Raw genomic sequence first — 24,107 nt, 5'->3', positions numbered from 1 at the left:
TCGCAGTGAACGAACACTGCGTGAAACCTCCGTTAGCGCAATTTCAAAGTCACCAAAGTCAGCACGGCCAGCATAATACTCACAATCCAGAAGCGCGACACGATTTTGGACTCGTGGTAGCCCAGCTTCTGGTAGTGGTGGTGTAACGGCGACATGCGCAGCAGCCGCCGGCCCTCGCCGTACTTGCGACGGGTGTATTTGAAGTAGCTTACCTGCGCCATCACCGAGAGACTTTCAATCAGGAACACCCCGCAGAGCACCGGAATGAGCAGTTCTTTGCGCACAATGAGAGCCAGCACGGCAATAATGCCGCCGATAGCCAGCGAGCCGGTGTCGCCCATAAATACCTGGGCCGGGTAGCTATTGTACCACAGAAAGCCTACGCAGGCCCCTACGAAAGCGGCGCAGAAGATAACCAGCTCGCCCGAATTCGGGATAAACATGATATCAAGGTAATCGGCCAGCAAAGCGTTGCCGCTCACGAAGGCAAAAACGGCCAGCGTGGTACCAATAATGGCCGATGTACCCGCTGCCAGCCCGTCGAGGCCATCGGTGAGATTGGCTCCGTTACTGACAGCGGTGATGATAAGGATGACGATGGGAATGTAGAAGAAGGCGTAGTACTCGTTGAAAAAGTCGCCAGCCGTGGCGAACAGGTCGCCGTAGTTAAGCTCGTTGTTCTTGATAAACGGCACGGTGGTAATCATCAGCTTCACGTCTTGGTACATGGTGCTGGCATCGACGGCCGAAAACGAGCCGTCGGCCAGCACGTACTGGCGCACGGTTACGTCGTTGCTGAAGAACAGCACCCAGCCCACCGTGAGGCCCAGGCCCACCTGGCCCAGAATCTTGAAGCGCCCGGCCAGCCCGTCCTTGTTCTTCTTTACTACTTTAATATAGTCGTCGACGAAGCCAATCAAACCCAGCCAAACCGTGCTGAGCAGCATCAGGATGATGTAGATGTTGTCGAGCTTGGCAAACAGCAGCACCGGCACCAGAATGGCCAGCAGAATAATCAGGCCGCCCATGGTGGGGGTGCCCTTCTTCTCGGCCTGCCCCTGCAACCCCAAGTCGCGGATGGTTTCGCCAATCTGCTGGCGCTGCAGCAGCCGAATCAGCGGCGCCCCGAAGTACTGCGCAATAATCAGCGACGAAACAATGGCCAGCGCCGCCCGAAACGAGCTGTACTGCATCACGCCGGTACCCGGAATGTGGTGTACTTTATATAGATAATTGAACAGGTAATACAGCATGGGCGCGGTGTTCGGCGGGCGGGTTGAAGCGCAAAGGTAGATTTTAGCGGGGAGGGATTAGCGGTTAGTAGTGAGTTTTTGAGTTAGGAGGGGTGAAAAAAGCCCCGTCATGCTGAGCGAAGGCGGCGGCGCCTTCGCTCAGCATGACACCGTTCTTTTATTATTAGTCCACAACTGCTAAACGCTACTTCCCCAGCAGCTCAAACATCTCCTTCAGCACCTGCTTGTCATCGAAGTCGTTTTTGATGCCCTTGATTTCCTGGTAGGTTTCGTGGCCTTTGCCGGCTACCAGCACAATGTCGCCGGGCTGAGCCAGGGCTACAGCCGTTTTAATGGCCTCGCGCCGGTCGGCAATGGTAAGAACTTTGCCCAGCGCGGTAACTGGTACGCCGGCCTGCATCTGGGTCAGGATATCGTTGGGGTCTTCGAAGCGGGGATTGTCCGAAGTCAGTACGGCGCGCTCGGAGAGTACGGCGGCCAGGCGGGCCATTTCGGGGCGTTTGGCTTCGTCGCGGTTGCCGCCGCAGCCCACTACAGTAATTATCTGCTGACTGGGCTGGCGGATATCGGCCAGGGTCTGGAGCACGTTTTCCAGCGCGTCGGGCGTGTGGGCGTAATCCACGATGCCCGTAATGCGTGCCTTCCCTGATACCACCGGCTCGAAGCGGCCCGGTGCCGACGTCAGGCCCGACAGCACTGTGAGCACCTCCGTGGGGTCTTCGCCCAGCAGCACGGCCGTACCGTAAATGGCCAGCAGGTTGTAGGCGTTGAACACCCCAATGAGCCGGAACTGCACCTCACGGCCCTCAATTTCGAGGTGGAGGCCGTGCACCGCGTTTTCCAGCAGCCGCGCCCGGAACTCGCCGTGGCCGCGGAGCGAGTACAGCTCACGGCGGCCGGCCACGTTCTGCAGCATTACGGCCCCACGCTTGTCATCGGCGTTGCTGAGCGCAAAACCCGACTTCGGCAACATGTCAAAGAAGCCCTTTTTGGCCTTCAAATAGGCATCGAAGGTGCCGTGGTAATCGAGGTGGTCGTGGCTGAGGTTGGTGAACACACCGCCCGCAAAGTGCAGGCCCGTAACGCGGTGCTGCACCACGGCGTGCGAGCTGACCTCGATAAACACGTGGGTGCAGCCGGCGCGCAGCATCTGGGCCAGCAGCTCGTTCAGGCGGATAGCATCGGGCGTGGTATGGGTGCTCAGAATTACTTGCTCGTCAATCTGGTTCTGCACCGTGCTCAGCAGCCCACAGTGGTAGCCCAGCTCGCGGAACAGCTTGTGCAGCATGGTGGCGCAGGTGGTTTTGCCGTTGGTGCCCGTAATGCCCACCAGCTGCAGCTGCCGCGACGGGTGCCCATAAAACTCGGCCGCCATCAGGGCCATGGCTTCCGCCGAATCGGTTACCTGAACGTAGCTGGTGGCCGGGTTCAGCGCAGCCGGCAACTCCTCGCACACCACCACAGCCGCGCCCTGCTCCACGGCTTTGGCAATGAACTGATGGCCGTCGGCCGCTGTGCCGCGCAACGCGAAAAATACCGTTCCCGGCCCTGCCTGCCGCGAGTCCAGGGTAAGGGAATTGATGGAAACATCCGTTGGGCCGTGCTGGGCCCGCACAGTTATGGCGGTCAGGAGTTGGGGAAGATTTTTCAAGATTTAGAATGATGATGAAAGAACGTCATTCAGAGCGGAGCGAAGAATCTCGCGTGTTGACATTGCAGGAGTGAACACTTGTATTTAATGGGCACGGTTACGTCAGCACGCGAGATTCTTCGCTCCGCTCTGAATGACGTTCCTCCTCCGCTACGTGCTTCCTACTGCATCACTGCCAGCGGCCGGGGCTGCATGCCAATCGGCTCCAAAGTAAGCTGCACAGTGGTGCCACGCTTGGCGGGCGTACCGGCCGCTACCGACTGGCTGGTTACGCGGCCCGAGCCGCTGGTACGCACCCGCAGGCCGCGGTTTTCGAGCAGAAACAGCGCATCACGCAGCGTCAGGCCCTCTACGTTGGGCACGCGGCCGGGGCGCAGTGGCAGCGGCAGCAGTTGCACGTCGGCGGCCTGCGAGTCGGGGCGGGCGGTGCGCACCCAGTCTTCGGTGGGGGCCGTGGCCTGGTGGCGCACCCCCAGCTGGCTGAACATCATCGTCAGCTCGTCCTGCAGGCCGGCCTTCACCAACGGCACCGGCGAGCGGCGCACCGGGGCGCGGGCCAGTAGCGGCCGCTCCGAAGCCGCGTCGCGGGCCATGGCCTTATCGGCCAGCTCGCGAAACACGGGTGCGGCCACATCGCCGCCATAAATACGGCCGTTCTTGGGCGAATCGACCACTACAATACAGCTGTACTTGGGCTTGTCGGCCGGGAAGTAGCCGCAGAAGCTGGTGGAATAGGTGCGGGTGTACGCGCCGTTCTTGAACTTCCAGGCCGTGCCGGTTTTACCCGCAATCAGGTAGTCGCTGGTGCGGATACCGCGGGCCGTGCCGTGCTCCACCACGCCTTCCATCATGGTGCGTACCTTCTGCAGGGTTTCCTCGGAACATATTTTGGGGTTAAGCACCACCGTCTCAAACCGCTCAATCACCTTGTCGGCCTGCTTGATTTCGCTTACAATCATCGGCTGCACCTTCACCCCGCCGTTGGCCACGGCGTTGTAAAAGGCCAGCGTCTGGAGCGGGGCCAGTTTCAGCTCATAGCCGATGCTCATGGTACTCAACGAGGTCCGGCTCCAGCTGCGGTCGTTTGGATCTTTAATATAAGGCCGTGCCTCGCCGGCCATCTGGAAGCCCAGCGGCTTATCGAGCCCGAAGCTTTTCAGGTGGTCGGTGTACTTCTCAGGGTTCTTATTGAAGGTGCGGTCAGTCAGCAGCGCCACACCGATGTTCGACGATTTCTCGAATACCTGCTGGATGGAAATCCGACCATACGGGTGCGAGTCGGTTTTCACGGCCCCGCCGATGCGCATAGCCCCCGAGCGGCCGGTGTTAATCGTGTCGGTTAGCTGCAATTCGGGGTTTTCCTCAAATACGGCCATCATCGAGGCCAGCTTGAAGGTCGAGCCCGGCTCGGTGCGGCCCTGATCGGCAATGGCGTAGTTGTAATTTTCGCGGTACACGCCGTCGGCCACCCGGCCCAGGTTGGCTACGGCTTTAATATGGCCGGTGGCCACTTCCATCAGAATGACGGTGCCGTACTGAGCGTTATTCTGCACCAGCGACTTGTAGAGGGCACTTTCGGCCATGTCCTGGAGGTTGATATCGAGCGTCGTCTTCACGTCGTAGCCTGGTTGGGGCTTTACCTCGGTACCATCGTAAATGGGCTTGTTGCCACCGGGCAGGCGCTCGAACAGGGCCTCGCCGTCGCGGCCGGCCAGGTGGCGGTTGAAGGTGAACTCCAGGCCCGCCCCGTTCTTGTCCTCGTTCAGGAAGCCAATCGTGCGCTGAGCCAGCCCACCAAAAGGCCGGAAGCGCTTGTCAATCTTCTCAAAAATGACCCCGCCCCGGTTTTTTCCCTCCCGGAAAATGGGCCACGAAGCCAGCTCCTTTTTCTCCTGATAATTGATTTGCCGCGAGTTGAGGCGAATATAGCGCACGCCCTTCTTGGGGTCGTGGGCGTTCTTGAGCTTGCGGTAGTACTCCTGCTTGCTTCGGTCGCCAAAAAAGCCCGCCAGCAGCCCGGCCAGCGAATCTACCTTCTGGTTGAACAGCGCATCATTCACCACACTAGGGTCCCAGGCCACCCGGTAAAAGGGCAGCGAGGTAGCCATAATACTCTCATTATCAGAGTAAATATTGCCGCGGGTGGCAAATACCGGCTGGTAAATCACCCGCCGTTCCTGCTCCAGGGCGCTCCATTTGGCACCTTCGGTAAACTGCACGTGGGTGATGCGCCACACAATGGCCGCCGAAAACAGACAGACCCCCAGGAAGGCCAGCCGTACGCGGGTAACAATGCTTTTTTTAACGTTTCCTTTCATCGCGACGGGTTGCAGCTCGGTTAGATGAAGCGGCGGCCGGAGCCGGCTCGCCGTTGAGGTCGGTACCAATAGGAACGGGCGGCGCGCCTACTTCCACCACCGAATCGCTGCCCAGGGCGGGGCCCACCACCCGGCGCAGCGAGTCGACGCGGGCGCGGGCTGTCATGGCGGCCACCGAGTCGGCCGTGAGTCCAGGCATCATGTCCAGCTTGGCCTCATCGAGGCCACCGGCGGGCACGGCAATACGAAAAGGCGGCGAGGAGCTTTCGGCCAGCCCGTAGGCAGCCACGCGCCGGGCCACTTCGCTTTGCTTGCTGGCCTCCATGTAGTCAGACTTAAGCGTGGTATAATCGGCCCGCAGGTCTTCAGTTTCAGTCTTCATCTTCTGAATGCTGCGGTTCATGCGGGTGGCATAGTGCGTGTTGCCGATGTAGAGCAGCACCAGAAACATGATGAACAGCAAATGCGGCAGCAGCCGCACCGGCAGACCCTCCCGAAACAGCCCGTCCATGGGCGTAGCCCGCTCCAGCAGCGTAAACACGCTCCAGGTGCTGCGCTTCGGGGCCGCCGGCCGGGCCGCCCGCACTGGCCGGGGGGCCGGCTCGGGGGCGGCTTCCGGCTCTGGTTCGGCCACTTCCGGCGGGCGCACCGGTGCCGGCTCCACGGCGCGGGGCACGTTGGCGCGGGGCGGGTTGCTGGCAGGACGAACGGTATTGGAGGACATCTTTTTACTTTTTGATTGCGATGCGCAGCTTCGCACTTCTTGCGCGGCTGTTGAGGGCAACCTCATCGGCCGTGGCCTCGATGGGCTTGCGGGTAACGACCTCAAAGGGCAAATCGGTGCGGCCGAATAGGTCTTTATCGGCCTCGCCGAAGAATTTACCTTTCGCCAGGAAATTCTTCACCAGTCGGTCTTCGAGCGAGTGGTAGCTCATAACCACCAGCCGGCCGCCGGGGCGCAGTACCCGGACGGTTTGCTCCAGCATCTCGCGCAAGGCGGCCATTTCGTCGTTGGCCTCGATGCGCAGGGCCTGGAAAACCTGGGCCAGGTACTTATTTTCCTTGCCCCGCGGCGTGCAGGGCGCAATGGCTTTCTTGAGGGCCGCAATGGTGGTGATGGACTGCCCGCGCCGCGCCGAAACCACGGTGGCGGCCAGCGTGCGGGCATTGGTTACCTCGCCGTACATGCCAAAAATTCGGTGCAGCTCTGCCTCCGAGTACTCGTTGATGAGGTCGGCGGCCGAGGCGTCGGGGCCGTCAGGGTCCATGCGCATGTCCAGCGGCCCGTCGAAACGAGTGCTGAAGCCGCGCTCCGGCGTATCGAACTGGTGCGACGACACCCCCAGATCGGCCAGCAGGCCATCGACGGGCAGCACGCCGCGCTGGTCGAGCTCCTGAAACAGGTGGCGGAAGTTGGCGCGGATGAACGTAAACTCGGGGCGAGCAAGCTGGGCGGCTTCGGCCTCGGCGTCGGCGTCCTGGTCGAAGCTGTAGAGGTGGCCGGGGCTTTGCAGGCGCTCCAGCATGCGGGCCGAGTGGCCGCCGCCGCCGAAGGTCACATCCACATAGCGGCCTCCGGGCTGCAAATCGAGGGCTTCGAGGCACTCGCGCAGCATCACCGGGCGGTGGTAGGCGGTATCGTTGGCGTAGTCGTTCACGGCAGGTAATTCGGGTTCCGCGTTGAAATCGGCGAAAATCAAAAGTACGCATCCAACGGGCAACGCCAACTGCCTGGGGCCGCAAACCGGTTTTTCTTGGGGCACAGCTTTCTAAAACCCCTAATACTGAACACGCCCCTCGCAATTCCGCACGCAGCCCCCGCGTGGTATTCCGTATCTTTGTGGCTGCTGCTTATGAAACGTCCACTGCTCCATCGGCTCTTCAGTGTCTGGCTGGCCCTGCTGGTGCTCACCTCCTCGGTGGGCCTGGCGGTGCAGCAGCATCTGTGCCTGCAAAGCGGCCAAAGCAGCACCGACGTTATTTTCCAGCCGGCCAGCCACGGCTGTGCGCCAGTTCAAGTAGCCGCTGAGCCCCACGAGGCCGAAGCAGGCCACCTGTTGAAGTCGTGCTGCGAGTTTGGGGCTGATTTTCACAAGCTCGATGCCGCTTCGGCTCAGTTGAACTGGGCGAAAGTATCGGTGCCGGCTTTGCTGCCGGCTTGGCCCGCTGCCCCGTTCCCGGCCTTTAAGGCTGCCAGCCTGCATCAGCCGGCCCCGCGCTGGTACGCGGCCGATTCGTCGCCGCCGCTGGGCGGGCGGGCGCTGCTCACGCGGGTGGGCGAGCTGGTCGTTTAGCGTTTTTTCCGGAGGCTGCCGTTTGGGCAGCCCGCTTCGCCGGGCCCGATTGGGCCGGTGCTTACCTCGGAAAACGCTAAACATCTGCTTCTTATGCATTCCTCTATCCGGTACAGCCGGGCGCTGGCGGTAGCCGGCCTCGTGCTGGCCGCCACTGCCGCGCAGGCCCAAACGCCCGACCCTTCTGTGGCCCCAGTACGTGGGCAGGTGCTCGACGCCACCAACAACTCGCCCGTGCCCGGCGCAGTCGTCCGCTGGCTGAGCAACCCCGCCGGGGCCGCCACCACCGACGCCCAGGGCGCCTTCTCGCTGGTGCGCCCCGCTGGCACCGACAACCGGCTCATCATCAACTTTCTGGGTTACCTGGCCGATACCGTGCGGGCCGAGGGCACACGCTACCTGCGCGTGCCGCTGCGCCGCTCTGCCGAGCTAGGCGAGGTGAAGGTAGAAGCCCGCGCCCTCGCTTACTCGGGCCTCACGCCTACCAACACCCAGGTCATCACCAGTCGCGACCTCACCAAATCGGCCTGCTGCAACTTGGCCGAGAGCTTCGAAACCAATGCCTCGGTCGAAGTATCGACCACCGACGCGGCCTCGGGCGCCAAGCAGATTCAGTTGCTGGGCCTCGATGGAGCCTACACGCTGCTGACGCTGGAAAACCTGCCGGCCCTACGCGGGCTGGCCACGCCCTACCGCCTGGGCTACCTTGCCGGCCCCTGGATTGAAGGCATCGACATTATCAAGGGCATGGGCTCGGTGGTAAACGGCTACGAAAGCATTGCCGGCCAGGTGAACATTCACCTCAAGGACCCCGCTAAAACCGACCGCCTGCACTTCAACGCCTACGTTAACGACATGGGCAAATTCGACCTGAACCTGAACTTGGCCCACCGGCTCACGCCCAAGCTTAGTACGGCCCTGCTGCTGCACACCGACCATATGGGCGGCCGCATCGACCGCAACGACGACGGCTTTTTGGATTTGCCCCGGGCCACCCAGTTCAACGCGTTCAATAAGTGGAAGTATAACTCGGGCGACGGCGTGGTGCTGGAGGCCGGTCTGGGGGCGCTTCGCGAAACCCGCCAGGGCGGGCAGCTGGGCTTCCGCGAAAACACGCCCGGCCCCTACTACGGCATCACGCAGGAAACCAACCGCTACACCGGCTACGCCAAAGCCAGCTACGCCTGGGCCGGCCGCCCCTACCAGAGCCTGGGGCTGCTGCTGAGCGGCACCGACCACGATTTCACCTCCCGTTATGGCCGCCGCGACTACGACGGCAGCCAGCGCACGGGCCTGGCTACGCTGCTGTTTCAGAGCATCATCGGTACCACGGCCCACACCTACCGCACCGGCCTGAGCTTCCAGTACGATGACTACCGCGAAACCTACAACCCGAGCACAACCAGCACGGCACTGCTGGCGCGCAACCGCCGCGAGCAGGTGCCGGGCGCGTTTGGCGAGTACACCTACCAGAATGCCAGCAACCTGACGGTGGTCGGGGGCCTGCGCCTCGACCGGCACAACCTGTACGGCTGGCTGCTTACGCCCCGCCTGAACGTGAAGTACGACCCGGCCAAGAATACGGTGCTCCGCTTTGCGGCCGGCAAGGGCCTGCGGGTGGCCAACCCACTGGCCGAGAATTCGGGCATGTTCGTTAGCTCTCGCGAGTTCGTTATCAGCCCCGATCTGCAGCCCGAAAAGGCCTGGAGCGTGGGCGGCTCGGCCACTCAGTACTTCAACGCCTTCGGCCGGCAGGGCACGCTGGTGGCCGATTACTACCACACCGAGTTTCAGAACCAAGTGGTGGTTGACTCCTACACCGCCCCCGACCGGCTGCTGATTGGCAACCTGGCACCGGGCGGGCGCAGCTACTCGCGCAGCTTTTTGGCCGAAGTGCAGGTGGAACCCGTGAAGGGCCTGGAGGCCAAAGCGGCCTACAAGTACCTCGATGTGCAGACCGATTACAATGGCCAGCTGCTGCCGCGGGTGCTGGTACCCCGCCACCGCCTGTTCCTCAACCTGGCCTACGCCACGGCCTTCGACAAGTGGCGTGCCGACCTGACGGTGCAGGGCTACGGCCAACGCCCGCTGGCCTCCGAGCCCGGTACCGCCGAGCCGGAGGGCCCGGTTTTCAGCCCCCGCTACGCCCTGCTAAACACGCAAATCACGCGCGCTTTCAAGCGTTGGGAAGTATATGCCGGCGTCGAGAACCTGACCAATTACCGCCAGCGCAACCCTATTCAGGGAGCCGCCGCGCCTTTTGGCCCGACTTTCGATGCGGCCATGGTATGGGGCCCCGTGTACGGGCGCATGAGCTATCTGGGCATGCGCTTCACGCTACCCTAGCTGCTCCAGGCTAGCAGCCTTTTTTAATCTGAAAACGCACTTTTCTCACTTGTAAAACTGTTTTGCTACTATGAAATTCTTCCCTTCTTTCCTGCTGTCGTGCCTGCTCTTGATTTCGAGCGGCGCTTTTGCCCAAACCACCAAGAGCAAGGCCAAAGGTCCGGCCACCGCAACACTGCAGCTCAAAACTTCGGCCGTGTGCGACATGTGCAAAGCCCGCCTTGAAAAGGCCATGGCCTACGAAAAAGGCGTCCAGCAGGCCACGCTCGACGTGCCCAGCCAGATGCTGACCGTCACTTTCCGTCCTGATAAAACCAACGCCGCCGCGCTTACCTCGGCCGTGCAGAAAACCGGCTACGATGCCAACGGTCAGCTGGCTGATGATAAGGCCTATGAGCGCCTGCCGGAGTGCTGCAAGAAAACCAACGACGTTCACTAAATCACCTGGCCAAGCCAGTTGGTAATTGGCTGAGCATTGCCGCCATGTGGCAGCTTATGGCTCAGGGCCGATAGTACAGAAGGGCCGGCGGCAAGTAGCATACCCAAACTGGGTTGTTGCTTACCGCCGGCCCTCCTGCATAGATGTAATGGCCTATGTATCTGGGCTTCGAATAGTATAGCAACCAGATTAAATAGTATGCCAACGGGGCTATATATCCGACGAACAGATAAATTTCAGCGCGTTTATAAAAATAGTCTGGTTTAATCAACCTATATTACCGACTACTACTCCACCTACAGGGCGGCTTACGTCGGTACCCAAACTGCTTTCCCGCTTATTCTTTATGAAGATATCCTGCCTGCTCCTCGACGATGACCGGTTGGTGCTGGAACTGCTTCAGGCCTACGCAACCATGACCAACGTGCTGGAGGTAAAAGCAGCCTTCACCGACCCGCTGGAAGCTCACCAATATTTGCTGGAAAATCCGGTACAGGTGCTGTTCTCCGATGTTACCATGCCTCACCTCAGCGGCATCGACCTCGTTAAGTCGCTGCACCATCCACCGTTGGTTGTGCTGATGACGGCACATCCGCAGTACGCGATGGAAGGCTTCAACCTGGATGTCATCGACTTTCTACTCAAGCCTATTTCGCTCGAACGGTTTTTAAGGGCCGTAAACAAAGTGGCAAGCCTGCTGCGAGTGCAAACCCATTCGGCAGACCTGCCGCCCGATGCGGCCCCCGACTGGGGCTCGTTCTTTATCCGTACCGATGCCCGGTTTGTGCGTCTGCACTACCGTGAGGTGCTCTTCATTGAAGCGTTGAAGGACTTCACCAAAATCAACACCGCCGACGGCCGCTCGCACCTGACGCTGGTAAACCTCAAAAACCTGGAGCACCAACTACCGGCCGGCCTGTTCGTGCGCACCCACCGCTCCTACCTCGTCAACGCTGCCCGCATCGACTCCATGAGCTCTTTGGAGGTGAAAGTGGCCGGCCACGCCCTGCCGCTGGGCCAGACCTACCGCGAGCGGGTAACCGAGCAGATTGTCAATACCACGCTCATCAGGCGGAATTAGGCAGCCCGAACTACCCCTTTGCCTTCCATAGCCGCCACCAAGGCAGGTAGGGCTGGTCGTGGTGCTCGTAGTGGTAGCCGAAGAAGTAGCAGCTTATAAAGGCCCAAGCATGGTGGCGAAACTGGCTGCGCGATTTGTGCGCATTGTCGGCTTCATGCTCGCCCCGGTGCGGCAGGTAGGTACCGAAATAAAACAGTTGAAAAGTACCCAACACGGCCGGCAGCATCCAGAAGGCAATAACATTAGCCTGCGGGAAGAACAGCTTGAGCACATTGTAGGTGGCCGCCATCAGCAGCACCTGCCACACGGTTACGTAGTTCCAGGCAAAGCGCACAAACCAGGGCAGGAAGCCCGGGTGGCGGCCGTTGTGGAAGTCGGGGTCGTGCTCGGTGGCTACGTGGCGGTGGTGGGCGTGGTGTTTGGCCAGCATGCCCGGAAACCAGTTGAACGCGAAAAGCCCGGCGGCCAGCGTGCCAATGGTATTGTTGAGGCGCTTGTTGGAGCTTACCACTCCGTGCATGGCATCGTGGGCCGTAATAAAAAGGCCAGTATACAGATGGGTTTGCAGCAGCGCCAGCAAGTAAGGCCAGGGCGTGCGCCAGTCGGGCTGGAAGAAAGCCAGCAAAAACGTAAGCAGCCCGCCCCAACAGACCAGCACCAGTCCCGCCGCCACTACGCCCCGCCCTTCTAATGGCGCCGGCCGCACCCGGCCTGGCCGGGCCGGCGGCAATGCGGCAGTCGTGTTTTCAGCAACAGGATAGCTAAGTTCACTCATTGGCTTACGTACTCGTTCAGCGACTTACAGCGCCAGCAGCGCGTCGCGAATCTGCTCCATCTGCCACATGGGGGTGCTGGTAGCCCCGCAGATGCCCACACTCTGGCCCGGCATAAACCAGCCGTAATCGAGGTCGTCGAGCTTGGAGATGAAGTGCGTGGCTGGGTTGGTATCCTTGCAGACTTGGTACAGCACCTTGCCGTTGGAGCTTTTGGTCCCCGATACGAATACTACTTGGTCGTATTGAGCGGCAAAGCGGCGCAGATCCTTGTCGCGGTTGCTTACCTGCCGGCAGATGGTGTCGTTGGCATTTACCTCATAGCCGCGCTCAGTCAGCTCGTTTTTGATGCGGTAAAACGAGTCGGTGCTCTTAGTGGTCTGGCTGTAGAGCGTGAGGCTGGGCGGCAGCTCGTGGCCCAGCAACTCTTCCAGACTTTCGAACACCACGGCATTTCCGCTGGTCTGGCCCAGCAGGCCACGCACCTCGGCGTGCCCGTGCTTGCCGTATATAAAGATCTGGTCCTGCTTGTCGTAGCTGGTTTTAATGCGGTTCTGCAGTTTAAGTACCACCGGACACGAGGCATCCACGAGCGTCAGCTCGTTCTCCATAGCCATCTGGTAGGTGCTGGGTGGCTCGCCGTGTGCCCGGATAAGTACAGCCTCGCGGCGCAGGCCAGCCAGCTGCTCGTAGTCGATGATGCGCAGGCCCCGACGTTCAAGGCGCTCCACTTCTTCATCGTTGTGCACAATATCGCCCAGGCAATACAGGTAGCCCTGCTCATCGAGCAGGTCTTCGGCCATCTGAATGGCATAGATAACGCCAAAGCAAAAGCCGGAGTTGGGGTCGATTCGAACGCTTAAGTGGTGCGGCATAGCGAAGCAGTAACCTGGAAGCGGCCCGGAAGGTTACGGCTTGCGGAAGATAAGCTGGATTTCGCAAAAAGCCCACGCCCGCCTCGTGCAAGCAGTTCGGTTAAAATGTACCGAACGCCTTTTGCTCCTCCATGTCGCGGATAACCCGTTCTTCGGCCGGAGAAGCACGCAGTACTTCGCGGTTGCGCCAGAACTCGGGTTCATAAGGACCTTTTTGAGCCTGCCGCAGGTCGTTGTAGTTTACGCCGGTGTTCTTGTAACCTTTGGTATTGGCACCCTTGGCGTAACGATAGAAAAACAGGTTGCCGCTGAGCGTGGTGGTGTCGGGGCGGCCATTGTAGCTCAGCACAATGCGCTGCTCGGCCCGCACGGCCCGCAACTGGCTGAGCGAGTCCTGATACGGTGCAAAATCGGCCGTCAGGCGCATATTCTGCGAGTCGAGGCTGGTTCCTTCGCCAAACTGCAGCGACATGAGGTCGGCAATGGGTACCCGGCTCTCCATGCGGCGCAGGGTGGCTGTTTCCATATCGAGGTAGAGTGTGCCGGTCAGGGCCGACTGGCCCAGTTCGGGCCGGGGCCGGAAATCGATAACGGCCACTTCGCCCGTCTCATCACGTAGTACCTCGCGCAGCTGAAACACGAACTGCTCAGTAGCACGTGGGCCCAACGGCACGGCTACCTTGCGTGGGCTGGGGTTGGGATCAAACACCGGAATCAGGCGCAGGGCGGCCGAAAAATTCATCATATCCACGCCCGTTTCCTCCTTCACCTGCCCGTAACGGGCCTGCGTCAGCTGCCAGCCGCTCACGCCTTCCGCCGTGAAGCGCACATCATAGAAGGCATCCATGAACTCGGTGTAGCGGCCATTGTGGCGCTGTTTCTGGCGGTAGAAAGCCTGCCCGTACATGGCCTTGCGCTGGTGCCGGGCCAGCTTGGCGCTGGCGCGCTGCACCAGCTCGGCCGCCACCTGCCCGGGGTTGCGCACCCGCACTTCGGGCAAGGAAACCGAGCTGCTTTTAAGACGGATTTCCAGCGCCGTGGCCACCGTTGCCGCACTGACGTTGAGCGTAGCGGGCTCGAAGCCCAGGCTGTTTACTGTAAGCTGCTGGGGCAGCCGCGGAACCCGCAGCAGAAACTCGCCGGCTTCGTTGGTGGCCGTACCCACTTCGGCCCCTACTACCCCCACCCCCGCATAGGGTACGGGTTGGTTTTTCTCATCAAGCACGCGGCCTTTTAGCAGAATTGCCTGTGCCTGAGCCAGGTGACTACCGAACAGAAAAACTAGCAGGAGTAAAAGCGAAGATTTCATAGGCAAAATAAGAAGGAAGGAGCCCGAAAGGCAGATAGTAGAGCCATGGGCCGCGAACAGACCGGGAAACCCGGCGAAACGGAGCACCCATCTGCCACCCAAGGGCCTTATATTAAATAAGCGCTTCTATAACCGGGCCAGCTTCTGGGCATCGGCGTCCGACACGTGGCCCCGCTCTACCAGAAAATTGCGCACCAGACCGAACGATTCAGCATCGAGGCCCGAGTTGGGATGGTTGAGCAGCGTTTTAAGCAAAAACTGCCGGTCTTCGTCTACGTGCTGGCTCAAGCCCAAGAAGGAAGGCAGGTTGCTTTCCACGCTCAGGCGCAGAAACCGCACTTCGGGGTTAGCCGAATCGAGCTGCACTGCCTGCTCGAACTGCTTGCTGGCCTGCTGGACATACGTCAGTTTGCTGAGCATGGAGGCGTCGCGGGCACGGATGGCCTCGGCGGCCGCCTTGTACGCCAGCACCACGGCATCCTGCCGGGTGTAGGCGCTCATCAGCTTATGAAACTTCTCGCCGGCTTCTTTGCTGGCGGCTGCCTGCTGGTACTGCTGGCGGAGCTTGGGCAGGGCGTAGGGGTTGGCTTCGGTTGACACGAGCGTAGAGAAAATCAGAAGGATGGTTAAAATCAGAAACTTAGGCACGGCAGAGGGCAGGAAACGGCGGCAGGCCGGCGGCCTGGTGTGCCGCGGTTACAGCCGCCTTGCTTCAATTATGACGCCAAATAGCGAAATTCAGCGCAATCCGGCATCTGCAGGCCTATATTTTAGCCATCCGGTAACGTAGCCACGAGCCCATCAGCAGCAGCAGCTTGGTGTTGGTAGGTACCCGCACCCGCTGCTGCTGAATGTGGGCCGCCGGCAGCCGCCGGATTTTGTCAAACAGCTTCAGATAGTATACATACGCCAGGTAAACCCCCAGCCGGGCCGCCTGCGGCAACTGCACGATGCCCGCGTAACCGGCCTCAAAATCGGCCCGGATATCGTCCTCAATGTCGCGCTTCACCGCATCGGTGAACTGTTCGTACTGCACCCCCGGAAAATATACCCGTCCCCGCTCTTCGTAGTCGGAGCGGATGTCGCGCAGAAAGTTGATTTTCTGGAAGGCCGAACCCAACCGCCGGGCCGGCTCACGCAGCCGCTCGAACTCTGCCTCATTGCCTTCGCAGAAGATACGCAGGCACATAAGCCCTACTACCTCGGCCGAGCCATAGATGTATTTGCTGTACAGCGACTGGTCGTAGCTACGGTCATCGAGGTCCATCTCCATACTATAGAGGAAGGCCGCAATAAACTCCCGGTCGATACCATACTGGTGTACAACATCCTGGAAAGCGTGCAGGACCGGGTTCAGGCTGATGCGCTTGTCGAGGGCCTCATAGGTCTGGCGCTCAAAATCGGCAAACAGCGCGGCCTTGTCGTGCTCGTGGAAGGTGTCCACGATTTCGTCGGCCCAGCGCACGAAGCCATACACCGAATACACCGGCAGGTGAAACCGCTTATCGAGCGTGCGGATGCCAAGCGTGAAAGACGTGCTGTAGCGCTGGGTAATCAGCTTGCTGCACGCCCGGCTGGTTTCAGTGAAAAGGGCAACGTGGTCCAAATGTATTCGAGTTATGCGTTTTGAATTTCGAATTTCGAATGTCGCTCGCTTAGCAAAACGGCTCATTCAGCATCCTCAATCCATATTTCAAATTTTCTGGCAGGCGCTTAAACCAGCTACTTCTTAACGCCTAATTCCTTCAGCACCTCCCCTGCTACCACTTGGCCCGAGATGAGCGAGGGCGGCACCCCAGGGCCGGGCACAGTGAGCTGGCCGGTGAAGTAGAGGTTGCTGACTTTTTTGCTTTTGAGGCTTGGCTTGAGGATGGCCGTCTGGCGCAGGGTGTTGGCCAGACCGTAGGCATTACCCTTGTAGCTGTGGTAATCGTCGATGAAATTCTGGTGGGCGTAGCTGCGCTTGTACACCACCGCGTCGCGGATGCTGGTGCCGCAATGCCGCTCCAGCCGCTCCATAATGAAGTTGTAGTAATGCTCGCGCGTGGCCTCGGGGTCGGGCAGGTTGGGAGCTACCGGCACCAGCAGGAAAATATTCTCGCTGCCTTCAGGGGCTACCGAGGGGTCAGTCTGCGAGGGGGCCGACACGTAGAACAGCGGGCGGGTGGGCCACTTCGGGTTCTCATAGATTTCCTCGGCGTGCAGGCCGAAGTCCTGGTCGAAAAACAGGTTGTGGTGGCGCAGGTTGGGTAGGCGCTTGTTCACGCCCACGTAAAACAGCAACGACGACGGGGCCATCGTGCGCTTGTCCCAATACTGCTCCGAGTAGGTGCGCCACTCGGGGGCCAGCAGGTGTTGCTCGGCGTGGTGGTAGTCGGCGCCGGCTACCACGGCATCGGCGGGCCGGAAGCCGGCGGCCGTCTGCACGCCGGTAGTACGGCCGTTTTCCACCACAATCTGCTCCACGGGCGCGTTGTACTCTATTTCTACGCCCTGCTCGCGGGCCAGGGCCACCATACCCTCCACAATTTTGTGCATGCCGCCCATTGGGTACCAGGTGCCCATCGCCAGGTCGGCGTAGTTCATAAGCGAGTACAGGGCCGGCGTGTTTTCGGAGGTAGCGCCCAGAAACAGAATCGGGAATTCCACCAGCTCCAACAGGCGCGGGTCTTTGAAAAACTTGCGCACGTGCTTGTGCATGCTTTGCAACAGGTCGAGGCGCACGGCGTCCACCAGCAGGCGCGGGTCGGCAAACTCCAGTAGCGAGCGGCCGGGCATATGCACAAACTTGCCAATGCCCACCTGGTATTTGTAGGCCGCCTGCCGCAGAAACTCATCGAGCCGGGCACCGCTGCCGGGCTCAAACCGTTCGAACAACGCCCGCAGCTCGCTCATGGCCGCCGGAATATCCACCGCCTCGGGACCTTTGAAAATCACCTGGTACGAAGGATCGAGCCGCACCAAATCGTAGTAGTCGCTCACCTTGCGGCCGAATTTGGCGAAGTACTGCTCGAAAATATCGGGCATCCAGTACCAGCTCGGGCCCATATCGAAGGTGAACCCTTCGGCCTGAAACTGCCGGGCCCGGCCACCAGGGCCCTCGTTTTTCTCCAGCAACGTAACGCGGCAGCCCTGCTGGGCCAGAGAGGTAGCCGCCGACAGGCCTGCAAAGCCGGCCCCGATAACTATGATGTGTTTGCTCACAGACGCAAATATGGGATTTTGCTGGTTTCGCCAGCCTATTTATGCTAAGATACCGTCAGACGGCCCGGAAGTTTGGTTTCCTGACAAGACAACGGGCCGCAAACTACGCTAGCCAAAGCTGGTTGCGTAGTCCGCGGCCCGTGATACGCCCGGGGCGGGTCTGTACTCTCTCCCTATTCCCTACACGCCGGGGGCATATGTCTTCAGCGCCTGCTTAAGCTCCTTGCGGGCGATGTGGATTCGGTTTTTCACGGTTCCAATCGGAATCTGCAGCTTTTCTGCAATTTCCAGATACTTGTAACCGATATAGTACATCATGAACGGCGTCCGGTAGTCGGCCGATAGGCCGGCAATAGCCGCGTTGATGTCCGTTACTACGAAATCTGAGCTAGCTCCGTTGTGGGTAATGTAGTTTTCATCGGTATTAAAGTACTGAAAGTACTCTGTGCTGTCGATGTTGCTATTACGCTTGGTTATTTTGTTGTAGTTGTTGATGAAGGTGTTGCGCATGATGGTGTACAACCACGCCTTCAGATTGGTACCCGTTTTAAACTTATCCTTATTGAGCATCGCCTTGAGCAGGGTTTCCTGCACGAGGTCTTTAGCGTCGTCGGCGTCGCGGGTCAGGTTCATCGCCACCGGCTTCAGCGAGTAAGAAATCTTCTGTACCTGGTCAGTGAATTCAAGAGAGGTCATGCTGTTTAGCTTTTGGTGGCCAAATGTTAAACAAATATACGCAGGGCCCGCCAAAAAGTACGAGAGCAGCTCAATTTATTTCGCACAACCAATCGGCATCAGGCTTCAGGCGCTGCCAGAGCCATTTTTGCCATCGTAAAATATTGGATCGGGTGCTGAAGCCCGTTTTAGGCTGGTACCAGCTTGTGCTTTCCCGGCCATATGCTGCCGGCATCATTGGCCAACTGAGGTACGGCGGGGCTGCCATACCGGTTTGGGGCACTACACCTCAGCCGTTACCGCGATAGTGTCCGCCAAGGCTATAAAGTCGGTAATTAGGGTCAGGCGGGTAGTTTCAGGCGGCAGCGGAAAATCCAGCTGGGCCAGCGGACCATAGAGGTAAAGCTCCGTGCCGGGGCAATAGGTGCGCAGTTGCTGCACGAAGTAACCCACCTCGTCGCGCTCGGGCACGGCAGTCATTACCGTCAGCACGGCGTGGGGCTGGTAGCTGGCACACACGGCTTCTAGCTCGGCAGCGGGCAGGTTCTGGCCCAGATACAGCACATGGTGTCGGCGGGCCCGCAACACGTAGTTCATAAACAGCAGGGCCAGCTCGTGCATTTCGCGCTCGGGCAGAAACAGCACCCAGCGCCGGGCCGAAGCCGGCGACACCGGCGGCAGGGCATCGGTGCCGGCCAGCATTTTCTGGCGTAGCAAATTGGTGATCAAATGCTCCTGCGCCGGATTCACGGTGCCGGCCTGCCACATAATTCCGATGCGCTGCAGGAACGGGTATGCAACCCGCAGAATAGCTTCTTCGAGGCCCAATTGCTGAATAGCCTGATCGAGCAGGTGTACCAGCTGGCACTCGTCCATGGCCAGCATGGCAGCCAGCAGCCCATTTACACGCTGGCAATAGTTATGCGCCGCGTCGTTGCCGGCCAGCACAGCCGTCGAAAGCTCCTCTTCGCTTAGGCTGGCTACCTTGGAAATACGGTAGCCCCGGTCGCAAAGCGTGGCTACGTTCAACAGCCGGCGCAAATCATCCTCGCAATAGGTGCGGATGTTGGTGGCAGTGCGGGCGGGATGCAGAATGCCATAGCGCTGCTCCCACACCCGAATGGTGTGCGCCTTAACGCCCGAAAGCTGCTCTAAGTCGGAGATGGAGAAGTAACCCATTTTTTTAAGCCGATAGCGGCTGACTAACCCAAGTTGCGGAGGGCGGTGTAGAAACGAGGATTAGCAGGTAGCTTTTGTTTGGAAAAACACGCCCCACAAAGCCCCAAAACGCACTTTCGGGGCTTTGCAGGTACTAAGCTGCGCTCAGCCAGCCTACCTGGATGATTTCAGCACCCGGGTAGGCGCAGGCCGGCGCAGCGCCAGCCGGAAATACCGGGGCGACACCCACAGCAGACCAAACTCTTCGCTGCCGTCGCGGCCGGTGGTTTTGTGGTGCATCTTATGGGCCATGTTCAGGGCCCGCAGATATGTACTGCGCGACTTGCGCCAGAAGCGCAGCCGGCCATGAATCAGCACATCATGTACGAAAAAGTACAGCGTACCGTAACTGGCTATGCCCACGCCCATCCAAAACCGAAAATCGTGGCTTTCGGCACCGGACATGATGAGCAGCATCGAAAGCGAGCCATAAAAAAGGAAGAAGAAGTCGTTCCGTTCGAAGCGGTGCGGATGGCGCACGTGGTGTGAGCGGTGCAGGAACCACAGCGGCCCATGCAGCACAAACCGGTGCATGAACCAGGCCACGAACTCCATCCCCAAAAAAGTAGCCGTCGTAACGGCTACAGCACCCAGCGTTGTCATAGTAGCCCTAACCAGCGAAAAAGAGAGAAGGTTTAGCAGGTGATGTAGTGGAAACAAAAAAATCCGCTCTGCCTCGACGATGCGTAGCAGCACGGACTCCTTTAGTATCGCCACACTTGCTAATTATCCCAGGTCAGCTTTTCCTTGTTTAGGAAGGCGGCAATGCCGCGGCGGCAGTCGTCGGAGCTACGGGCGTCGGCGTTCATGCGGGCGGCGTAGCGCAGGCTGTCTTCGAGGGGCATTTCGGGCAGGCGGGCCATCATTTCTTTGGTGCTTTCCATGCTCTGGGCCGAGTTTTCGACGCACAGGCGGCGGGCGAAGCGGTACACGTTGTCGGCCAGCTCGGCGCGGGGCACCACAAAGTTCACCAGTCCATACTCCAGGGCCTTATCGGCCGGAATTACGTCGCCGGTGAGCAGCAGCTGCTTGGTGCGGGTTTCGCCGATTTTACGTAGCAGAAAAATGCTAACGATGGCCGGCAGGAACCCGATTTTCACTTCGGTATAGCCGAATTTCGCTTCCGGTACGGTAAAGGCGAAGTCGCAGATGGTGGCCAGCCCGCAGCCGCCAGCCAGCGCGTGGCCGTGCACCTGCCCGATTACCACCTTGTTGAGGGTGTAAATCTGATGAAACAGCTGCATGAGGTGGGTTGAGTCGGCCAGGTTCTCGTTGTAACCGAAACTCTGCAGCTCCTGAATGTAGCCCAAATCGGCCCCGGCGCAGAATACGTCGCCCTCGGCCCGCAGTACAATTACTTTGCAGGCTTCATCTTCCTCGGCGTAGGCAAAAGCCTGCTTGAGCTCGGTAACTACGTTGGCGTTGAGCGCGTTGCGCTTGTCGGGACGATTGAGGGTGATGTAGCCAATGGATTCCTGAACGTCGTAGCGGATATAGCGCAGTTCTTCTAGTTCCTGAGTGGGCATGTCTTCCATAGTCGGAATGGGTGGGGCAAAGATGGGGCGCAGCAGAAGGGCCGATGGGTGCAAGCAGCGAGGGGCCGGGCGGCGCCAAAAGAAGGTCGAAAATTCAAACCTAGCAAAATTGATGCTACTATAATACGAACTACGTGCGAAACCCGGCTACTGCCGGGCAGTATTTTGGGGCCCCTACGGCTGGCCTCCCACTACAAAGGCCCCCGCCAGCGTTACATCGTGGGTGCGGAAACCGGCAGCGCGGAACAGTGAATCCTGGCGGGCCACGTACCAGCTTTTGCAGCTCGAATCGAAAACAATTCGCGGAGCCGTGCCGAACAAAGCGGCTACTTCAGCGGGCCGCACGCGGGCATTGCGGCGCAATACCACGGCCGCCAGCCCCGGCAGCGGCTGAGTGCTGCCGCTAAGCCGCCCACTGATGAAAGCCAGCTGTCGGCCCCGCCAGCCGGCCAGTACCAAACCCGGCTCGGCTACCACAGCCGGCACAGGGCTGCCCCGCCAGCCGGGCCAGTAGCTTACGCGCCGGGCATTACGCCGAATGCTGCCCGGTACGATGCGGTAGGTGCGCTCGGTTTCGGTGAGCGGCAGCGAGTCGAGGGGCACAATATCGGCGGCCGCACCCTGCCAGAAGCCAACTACCGAGCGGCGCGGAATGCTGTACACCACCAACTGCTCGTTGGGGGCCAGGCGGCGGGCGGCCCACACGCGGCTGCCGGCAAACACGCCCATAAACGTGCAGCCCAGCGCCAGCCATTGCAACCGTTTAAGGGCCAAGAAGGCCAGCAGCGCCAATATCACCCCGAATACCAGCCACGCCTGCGGAGCCGTGATGTGGATGCCCGATACCAGCGCCCCGGGCAATGAGCGGCCAATGAGGAAGATATACTCGTTGAACAGCCAGATCATGTTTTCAAACACCCAAGCCAAGCCTTTAATCAGGTAGTCGAAGCCACATGCGGCGGAAGCCGAAATCAGCCCCAGTACCCAACCGACGCCTTTAAGCGCCAGCAGCGCCAGGCCCACGTACACGGCCAGGCTGGATATGGGCACGGCCACGAGGTTGGAAAGCAGGAAGCTGAGCGGGAACTGGTGGAAATAGAACAACCCCAGCGGAAACGTGGCCACCTGAGCCGCCAACGACAGCGCCGTAGCCTTCCACAGCCAATCAAGCACAATCCCTGTCCATTTCCAGAGCCGCTGCACTGCCGACGACTGCCAGGGCCGCTGCCGGGCCAGGAAGTAGGCCCTCGGGTGCAGCCAGGAAGCAATACGCGGCTGCAAATACACAATGCTCAACACGGCCAGAAATGAGAGCTGAAAGCCCACGTCACATAGCAGATACGGATCGTAGCAGAGCAGGAAAAAGGCGGCCACGGCCAGCAGGTTGTACATCGACGTCTGCCGGCCAAAAGCGCGGGCCACGATCAGGAACGAAAACATAACAGTCGCCCGCAGCACCGAGGCCGAGAGGCCCGTCAGGAAGGCGTAGCTCCAGATAACGCCCAGTCCGGCCAGCGCCGTGGCCAGCCGCATCAGCGGCCCCCGGCGGCCCGGCAGCAGCCCCAGCAGCCAGCTTACTGCCCCGAACAGCAGCCCCACCTGCAGGCCCGAAACGGCCATAATGTGGGTGGTGCCGGTGTTGGCGTACGCCTCCTTGGTCTGCTGGTCCACGTCGTCTTTGAGGCCCAGCACCAGCGCCGAAGCCAGCGCGTATTCGCGCTTGGCATGCACGTACTGCTTGAAAACGCCCTCCACTACTCGGGCCGCCCGCATGGCCACGGCCCGCAGCACACTCGGGGGCGCTATGCCAATGCGCTGGTACTGGTCGGGGTGGATGAACTGCTGGTGGTACACCTGGTGGTACTGCAGGTAGCGGCGGTAGTCGAACTCGCCAGGGTTGAGCGGGGCCTTGCTCGGGGCGGGCGCGCCGCGTACCAGCCAAAGGTCGCCGTACTGCGGGGCCGGCAGCGAATCGGTGCGCGGCACGGAAACGCGAATGCCGCCCACCGCCGGCCGCCACTGCCCCGCCACCCGCACCGCCGAAACCCGCACGGTAGTGGCGTAGGTAGCGGGCCGTCGCACGGTATAATCGTCCACCACGGCCCGATAAAATTCAACTTCGCCGCCAAAGCGGTACAGGTGGTTGCTCGCCCGGCTCTCGGTGGCCTGCTGCGTGAGCGTGAGGCCGGCCACATACAGGGCCAGCACGGCCAGCAGCCCGGCGGCGTCAGTTGGGCCGGGCATTGTCTGCCGCGCCGCCCACCACTGCACGCCGGCAAACAGCGCCCCCAACCCCAGCAGCAGCGGCCAGAGGTCGGGCAGCATTGCGCCATAGTACAAATACGTCAGGATGCCGGCCATCAGCGGCAGCACAAGGCGCACGAAGGCATTCGGGGCCCATTTGACTTGCATAAGCTTTTAGGCTGCTGGCGTTTAGCTGATAGCTGACAGCTTTCGACCGGGCGGTTTGGCTAGGGCAGGCAGCGGGTAATCAAGGTGTAGAAAATAGTTGAAACCGCAAAGACTACCGGTGTCCTGCCACGATGAAAAAGCGGTGGGGTAATGCCGGCCTTCTATCCCTGCCAGCTCATTTTGTAATGCCCGATACCAGCTTCCTCGAACAGATTACCCGCTTTCGTGAAGCCGTGGCGTTCGTAGAAGCGCACGGCGGGCAGTTGGGCATTCAGGTACACAAAAGCAGCCGGATGAGCCGCTTGCACGTCATGCAGCACGGCGGCGAGCAGAGCTGCTCCGGCTTGCTGGTTGCGGTACTCGGCCAGCACCGCGAAACGCTCCAGCTTCACGCCGGCTTCGGTAAGACGCCAGCGGGCAGCACCGCAGGGCTGGCCGGCGGCCGTGAGGGCCAGATAGTGGGTGGCATCGGTGCGGTCGTGGGCGTCGTGCTCCAGGTCGGCGGGCACGTTCTGGCCCAGCACGAACACGGTATGGCGGATGGCCAGCGCCGCTTCCAGGTCGGCGTCGGTGGTAATGCGGCGGACTTGCATAAGAATCGAAGTCAAGAAGGTAAAAGTCAAAAGTAAACGCGCCGTTGTCATCCTGACGCAGGAAGGACCTATATAAGAAGCCATCATCAGATACGGGCTTCTATATAGGTCCTTCGTTCTCGCTCGATGCG

General features: G+C 60.2%; 21 protein-coding genes. 4 read left to right on the top strand and 17 right to left on the bottom strand.

Annotated elements, in window-relative coordinates:
* Positions 1-32: 32 nt before the first annotated feature.
* From mraY to rsmH, 5 genes are all read right to left on the bottom strand, one after another.
* Positions 33-1,253, bottom strand: a complete 1,221-nt coding sequence (mraY, locus tag HW554_RS08550; protein WP_176908163.1) for a phospho-N-acetylmuramoyl-pentapeptide-transferase — start codon at positions 1,251-1,253, stop codon at positions 33-35.
* A gap of 184 nt (positions 1,254-1,437) precedes the next feature.
* Positions 1,438-2,904 carry a UDP-N-acetylmuramoyl-L-alanyl-D-glutamate--2,6-diaminopimelate ligase gene (locus HW554_RS08545; RefSeq protein ID WP_176908162.1) on the bottom strand — a complete coding sequence of 489 codons (1,467 nt, stop codon included), beginning with the start codon at positions 2,902-2,904 and terminating at the stop codon, positions 1,438-1,440.
* 161 nt (positions 2,905-3,065) lie between these two features.
* The gene (locus HW554_RS08540) at positions 3,066-5,222 is read right to left on the bottom strand and encodes a penicillin-binding protein (RefSeq protein WP_176908161.1); all 2,157 of its coding nucleotides are present in this window, start codon (positions 5,220-5,222) and stop codon (positions 3,066-3,068) included.
* Positions 5,206-5,946 carry an FtsL-like putative cell division protein gene (locus HW554_RS08535; RefSeq protein ID WP_176908160.1) on the bottom strand — a complete coding sequence of 247 codons (741 nt, stop codon included), beginning with the start codon at positions 5,944-5,946 and terminating at the stop codon, positions 5,206-5,208. The genes HW554_RS08540 and HW554_RS08535 overlap by 17 nt, the downstream gene beginning before the upstream one ends.
* A gap of 4 nt (positions 5,947-5,950) precedes the next feature.
* Positions 5,951-6,880 (bottom strand): 16S rRNA (cytosine(1402)-N(4))-methyltransferase RsmH, encoded by a 930-nt coding sequence (gene rsmH, locus HW554_RS08530; protein WP_176908209.1) that lies wholly within the window; start codon positions 6,878-6,880, stop codon positions 5,951-5,953.
* 195 nt (positions 6,881-7,075) lie between these two features.
* Here rsmH and HW554_RS08525 point away from each other — a divergent pair, with 195 nt between their 5' ends.
* From HW554_RS08525 to HW554_RS08510, 4 genes are all read left to right on the top strand, one after another.
* Positions 7,076-7,516 carry an HYC_CC_PP family protein gene (locus HW554_RS08525; protein ID WP_176908159.1) on the top strand — a complete coding sequence of 147 codons (441 nt, stop codon included), beginning with the start codon at positions 7,076-7,078 and terminating at the stop codon, positions 7,514-7,516.
* A 93-nt stretch (positions 7,517-7,609) separates the two neighbouring features.
* On the top strand, positions 7,610-9,862 hold the full coding sequence (locus tag HW554_RS08520) for a TonB-dependent receptor (RefSeq protein ID WP_176908158.1): 2,253 nt from the start codon (positions 7,610-7,612) through the stop codon (positions 9,860-9,862).
* Positions 9,863-9,932: 70 nt separating this feature from the next.
* Positions 9,933-10,301 carry a heavy-metal-associated domain-containing protein gene (locus HW554_RS08515; protein ID WP_176908157.1) on the top strand — a complete coding sequence of 123 codons (369 nt, stop codon included), beginning with the start codon at positions 9,933-9,935 and terminating at the stop codon, positions 10,299-10,301.
* Between the two features lie 346 nt (positions 10,302-10,647).
* Positions 10,648-11,382 (top strand): LytR/AlgR family response regulator transcription factor, encoded by a 735-nt coding sequence (locus HW554_RS08510; RefSeq protein ID WP_176908156.1) that lies wholly within the window; start codon positions 10,648-10,650, stop codon positions 11,380-11,382.
* 10 nt (positions 11,383-11,392) lie between these two features.
* On the opposite strand, the gene HW554_RS08505 is transcribed toward HW554_RS08510, so the two are convergent.
* The 12 genes from HW554_RS08505 to HW554_RS08450 all read right to left on the bottom strand — a co-directional run bounded on the left by HW554_RS08505 (position 11,393) and on the right by HW554_RS08450 (position 23,976).
* A complete protein-coding gene (locus HW554_RS08505) occupies positions 11,393-12,088 on the bottom strand; it encodes a fatty acid desaturase (RefSeq protein WP_176908208.1) in 696 nt (231 codons plus the stop codon).
* Between the two features lie 93 nt (positions 12,089-12,181).
* Complete coding sequence (locus HW554_RS08500; RefSeq protein WP_176908155.1) at positions 12,182-13,030, bottom strand: 4-hydroxy-3-methylbut-2-enyl diphosphate reductase; 849 nt, start codon at positions 13,028-13,030, stop codon at positions 12,182-12,184.
* Between the two features lie 100 nt (positions 13,031-13,130).
* Positions 13,131-14,339 carry a carboxypeptidase-like regulatory domain-containing protein gene (locus HW554_RS08495; RefSeq protein ID WP_176908154.1) on the bottom strand — a complete coding sequence of 403 codons (1,209 nt, stop codon included), beginning with the start codon at positions 14,337-14,339 and terminating at the stop codon, positions 13,131-13,133.
* Between the two features lie 126 nt (positions 14,340-14,465).
* Positions 14,466-14,939 carry a hypothetical protein gene (locus HW554_RS08490; protein ID WP_176908153.1) on the bottom strand — a complete coding sequence of 158 codons (474 nt, stop codon included), beginning with the start codon at positions 14,937-14,939 and terminating at the stop codon, positions 14,466-14,468.
* A gap of 163 nt (positions 14,940-15,102) precedes the next feature.
* A complete protein-coding gene (locus HW554_RS08485) occupies positions 15,103-15,945 on the bottom strand; it encodes a phytoene/squalene synthase family protein (RefSeq protein WP_176908152.1) in 843 nt (280 codons plus the stop codon).
* Between the two features lie 116 nt (positions 15,946-16,061).
* A complete protein-coding gene (locus HW554_RS08480) occupies positions 16,062-17,543 on the bottom strand; it encodes a phytoene desaturase family protein (RefSeq protein ID WP_176908151.1) in 1,482 nt (493 codons plus the stop codon).
* Between the two features lie 180 nt (positions 17,544-17,723).
* Positions 17,724-18,239, bottom strand: coding sequence for a sigma-70 family RNA polymerase sigma factor (locus tag HW554_RS08475; RefSeq protein WP_019947844.1), 516 nt, complete (start codon positions 18,237-18,239; stop codon positions 17,724-17,726).
* 261 nt (positions 18,240-18,500) lie between these two features.
* A complete protein-coding gene (locus tag HW554_RS08470; protein ID WP_176908150.1) occupies positions 18,501-19,397 on the bottom strand; it encodes a MerR family transcriptional regulator in 897 nt (298 codons plus the stop codon).
* Between the two features lie 153 nt (positions 19,398-19,550).
* Positions 19,551-20,039, bottom strand: a complete 489-nt coding sequence (locus HW554_RS08465; RefSeq protein ID WP_176908149.1) for a sterol desaturase family protein — start codon at positions 20,037-20,039, stop codon at positions 19,551-19,553.
* 119 nt (positions 20,040-20,158) lie between these two features.
* Positions 20,159-20,971: an enoyl-CoA hydratase/isomerase family protein gene (locus tag HW554_RS08460; protein ID WP_176908148.1), complete on the bottom strand. Its 813-nt coding sequence runs from the start codon at positions 20,969-20,971 to the stop codon at positions 20,159-20,161.
* 174 nt (positions 20,972-21,145) lie between these two features.
* Complete coding sequence (locus HW554_RS08455; RefSeq protein WP_176908147.1) at positions 21,146-23,383, bottom strand: ComEC/Rec2 family competence protein; 2,238 nt, start codon at positions 23,381-23,383, stop codon at positions 21,146-21,148.
* A 161-nt stretch (positions 23,384-23,544) separates the two neighbouring features.
* Positions 23,545-23,976, bottom strand: a complete 432-nt coding sequence (locus tag HW554_RS08450) for a GNAT family N-acetyltransferase (protein WP_176908146.1) — start codon at positions 23,974-23,976, stop codon at positions 23,545-23,547.
* Between the last annotated feature and the right edge of the window lie 131 nt (positions 23,977-24,107).

Source organism: Hymenobacter lapidiphilus (assembly GCF_013377885.1).
Lineage (GTDB): Bacteria > Bacteroidota > Bacteroidia > Cytophagales > Hymenobacteraceae > Hymenobacter > Hymenobacter lapidiphilus.
The sequence above is the reverse complement of the archived record's forward strand: the minus strand, read 5'-3'. Positions and strand labels throughout refer to the sequence as shown.

What these genes read in the sequence shown, in the direction of transcription:
- HW554_RS08475 (WP_019947844.1), bottom strand. Translation starts at nt 18,239, where the DNA reads ATGACCTCTCTTGAATTCACTGACCAGGTACAGAAGATTTCTTACTCG.
- HW554_RS08460 (WP_176908148.1), bottom strand. Translation starts at nt 20,971, where the DNA reads ATGGAAGACATGCCCACTCAGGAACTAGAAGAACTGCGCTATATCCGC.
- HW554_RS08525 (WP_176908159.1), top strand. Translation starts at nt 7,076, where the DNA reads ATGAAACGTCCACTGCTCCATCGGCTCTTCAGTGTCTGGCTGGCCCTG.
- HW554_RS08540 (WP_176908161.1), bottom strand. Translation starts at nt 5,222, where the DNA reads ATGAAAGGAAACGTTAAAAAAAGCATTGTTACCCGCGTACGGCTGGCC.
- HW554_RS08510 (WP_176908156.1), top strand. Translation starts at nt 10,648, where the DNA reads ATGAAGATATCCTGCCTGCTCCTCGACGATGACCGGTTGGTGCTGGAA.
- HW554_RS08535 (WP_176908160.1), bottom strand. Translation starts at nt 5,946, where the DNA reads ATGTCCTCCAATACCGTTCGTCCTGCCAGCAACCCGCCCCGCGCCAAC.
- mraY (WP_176908163.1), bottom strand. Translation starts at nt 1,253, where the DNA reads ATGCTGTATTACCTGTTCAATTATCTATATAAAGTACACCACATTCCG.
- HW554_RS08500 (WP_176908155.1), bottom strand. Translation starts at nt 13,030, where the DNA reads ATGCCGCACCACTTAAGCGTTCGAATCGACCCCAACTCCGGCTTTTGC.
- HW554_RS08455 (WP_176908147.1), bottom strand. Translation starts at nt 23,383, where the DNA reads ATGCAAGTCAAATGGGCCCCGAATGCCTTCGTGCGCCTTGTGCTGCCG.
- HW554_RS08465 (WP_176908149.1), bottom strand. Translation starts at nt 20,039, where the DNA reads ATGACAACGCTGGGTGCTGTAGCCGTTACGACGGCTACTTTTTTGGGG.
- HW554_RS08495 (WP_176908154.1), bottom strand. Translation starts at nt 14,339, where the DNA reads ATGAAATCTTCGCTTTTACTCCTGCTAGTTTTTCTGTTCGGTAGTCAC.
- HW554_RS08450 (WP_176908146.1), bottom strand. Translation starts at nt 23,976, where the DNA reads ATGCAAGTCCGCCGCATTACCACCGACGCCGACCTGGAAGCGGCGCTG.
- HW554_RS08515 (WP_176908157.1), top strand. Translation starts at nt 9,933, where the DNA reads ATGAAATTCTTCCCTTCTTTCCTGCTGTCGTGCCTGCTCTTGATTTCG.
- HW554_RS08520 (WP_176908158.1), top strand. Translation starts at nt 7,610, where the DNA reads ATGCATTCCTCTATCCGGTACAGCCGGGCGCTGGCGGTAGCCGGCCTC.
- HW554_RS08470 (WP_176908150.1), bottom strand. Translation starts at nt 19,397, where the DNA reads ATGGGTTACTTCTCCATCTCCGACTTAGAGCAGCTTTCGGGCGTTAAG.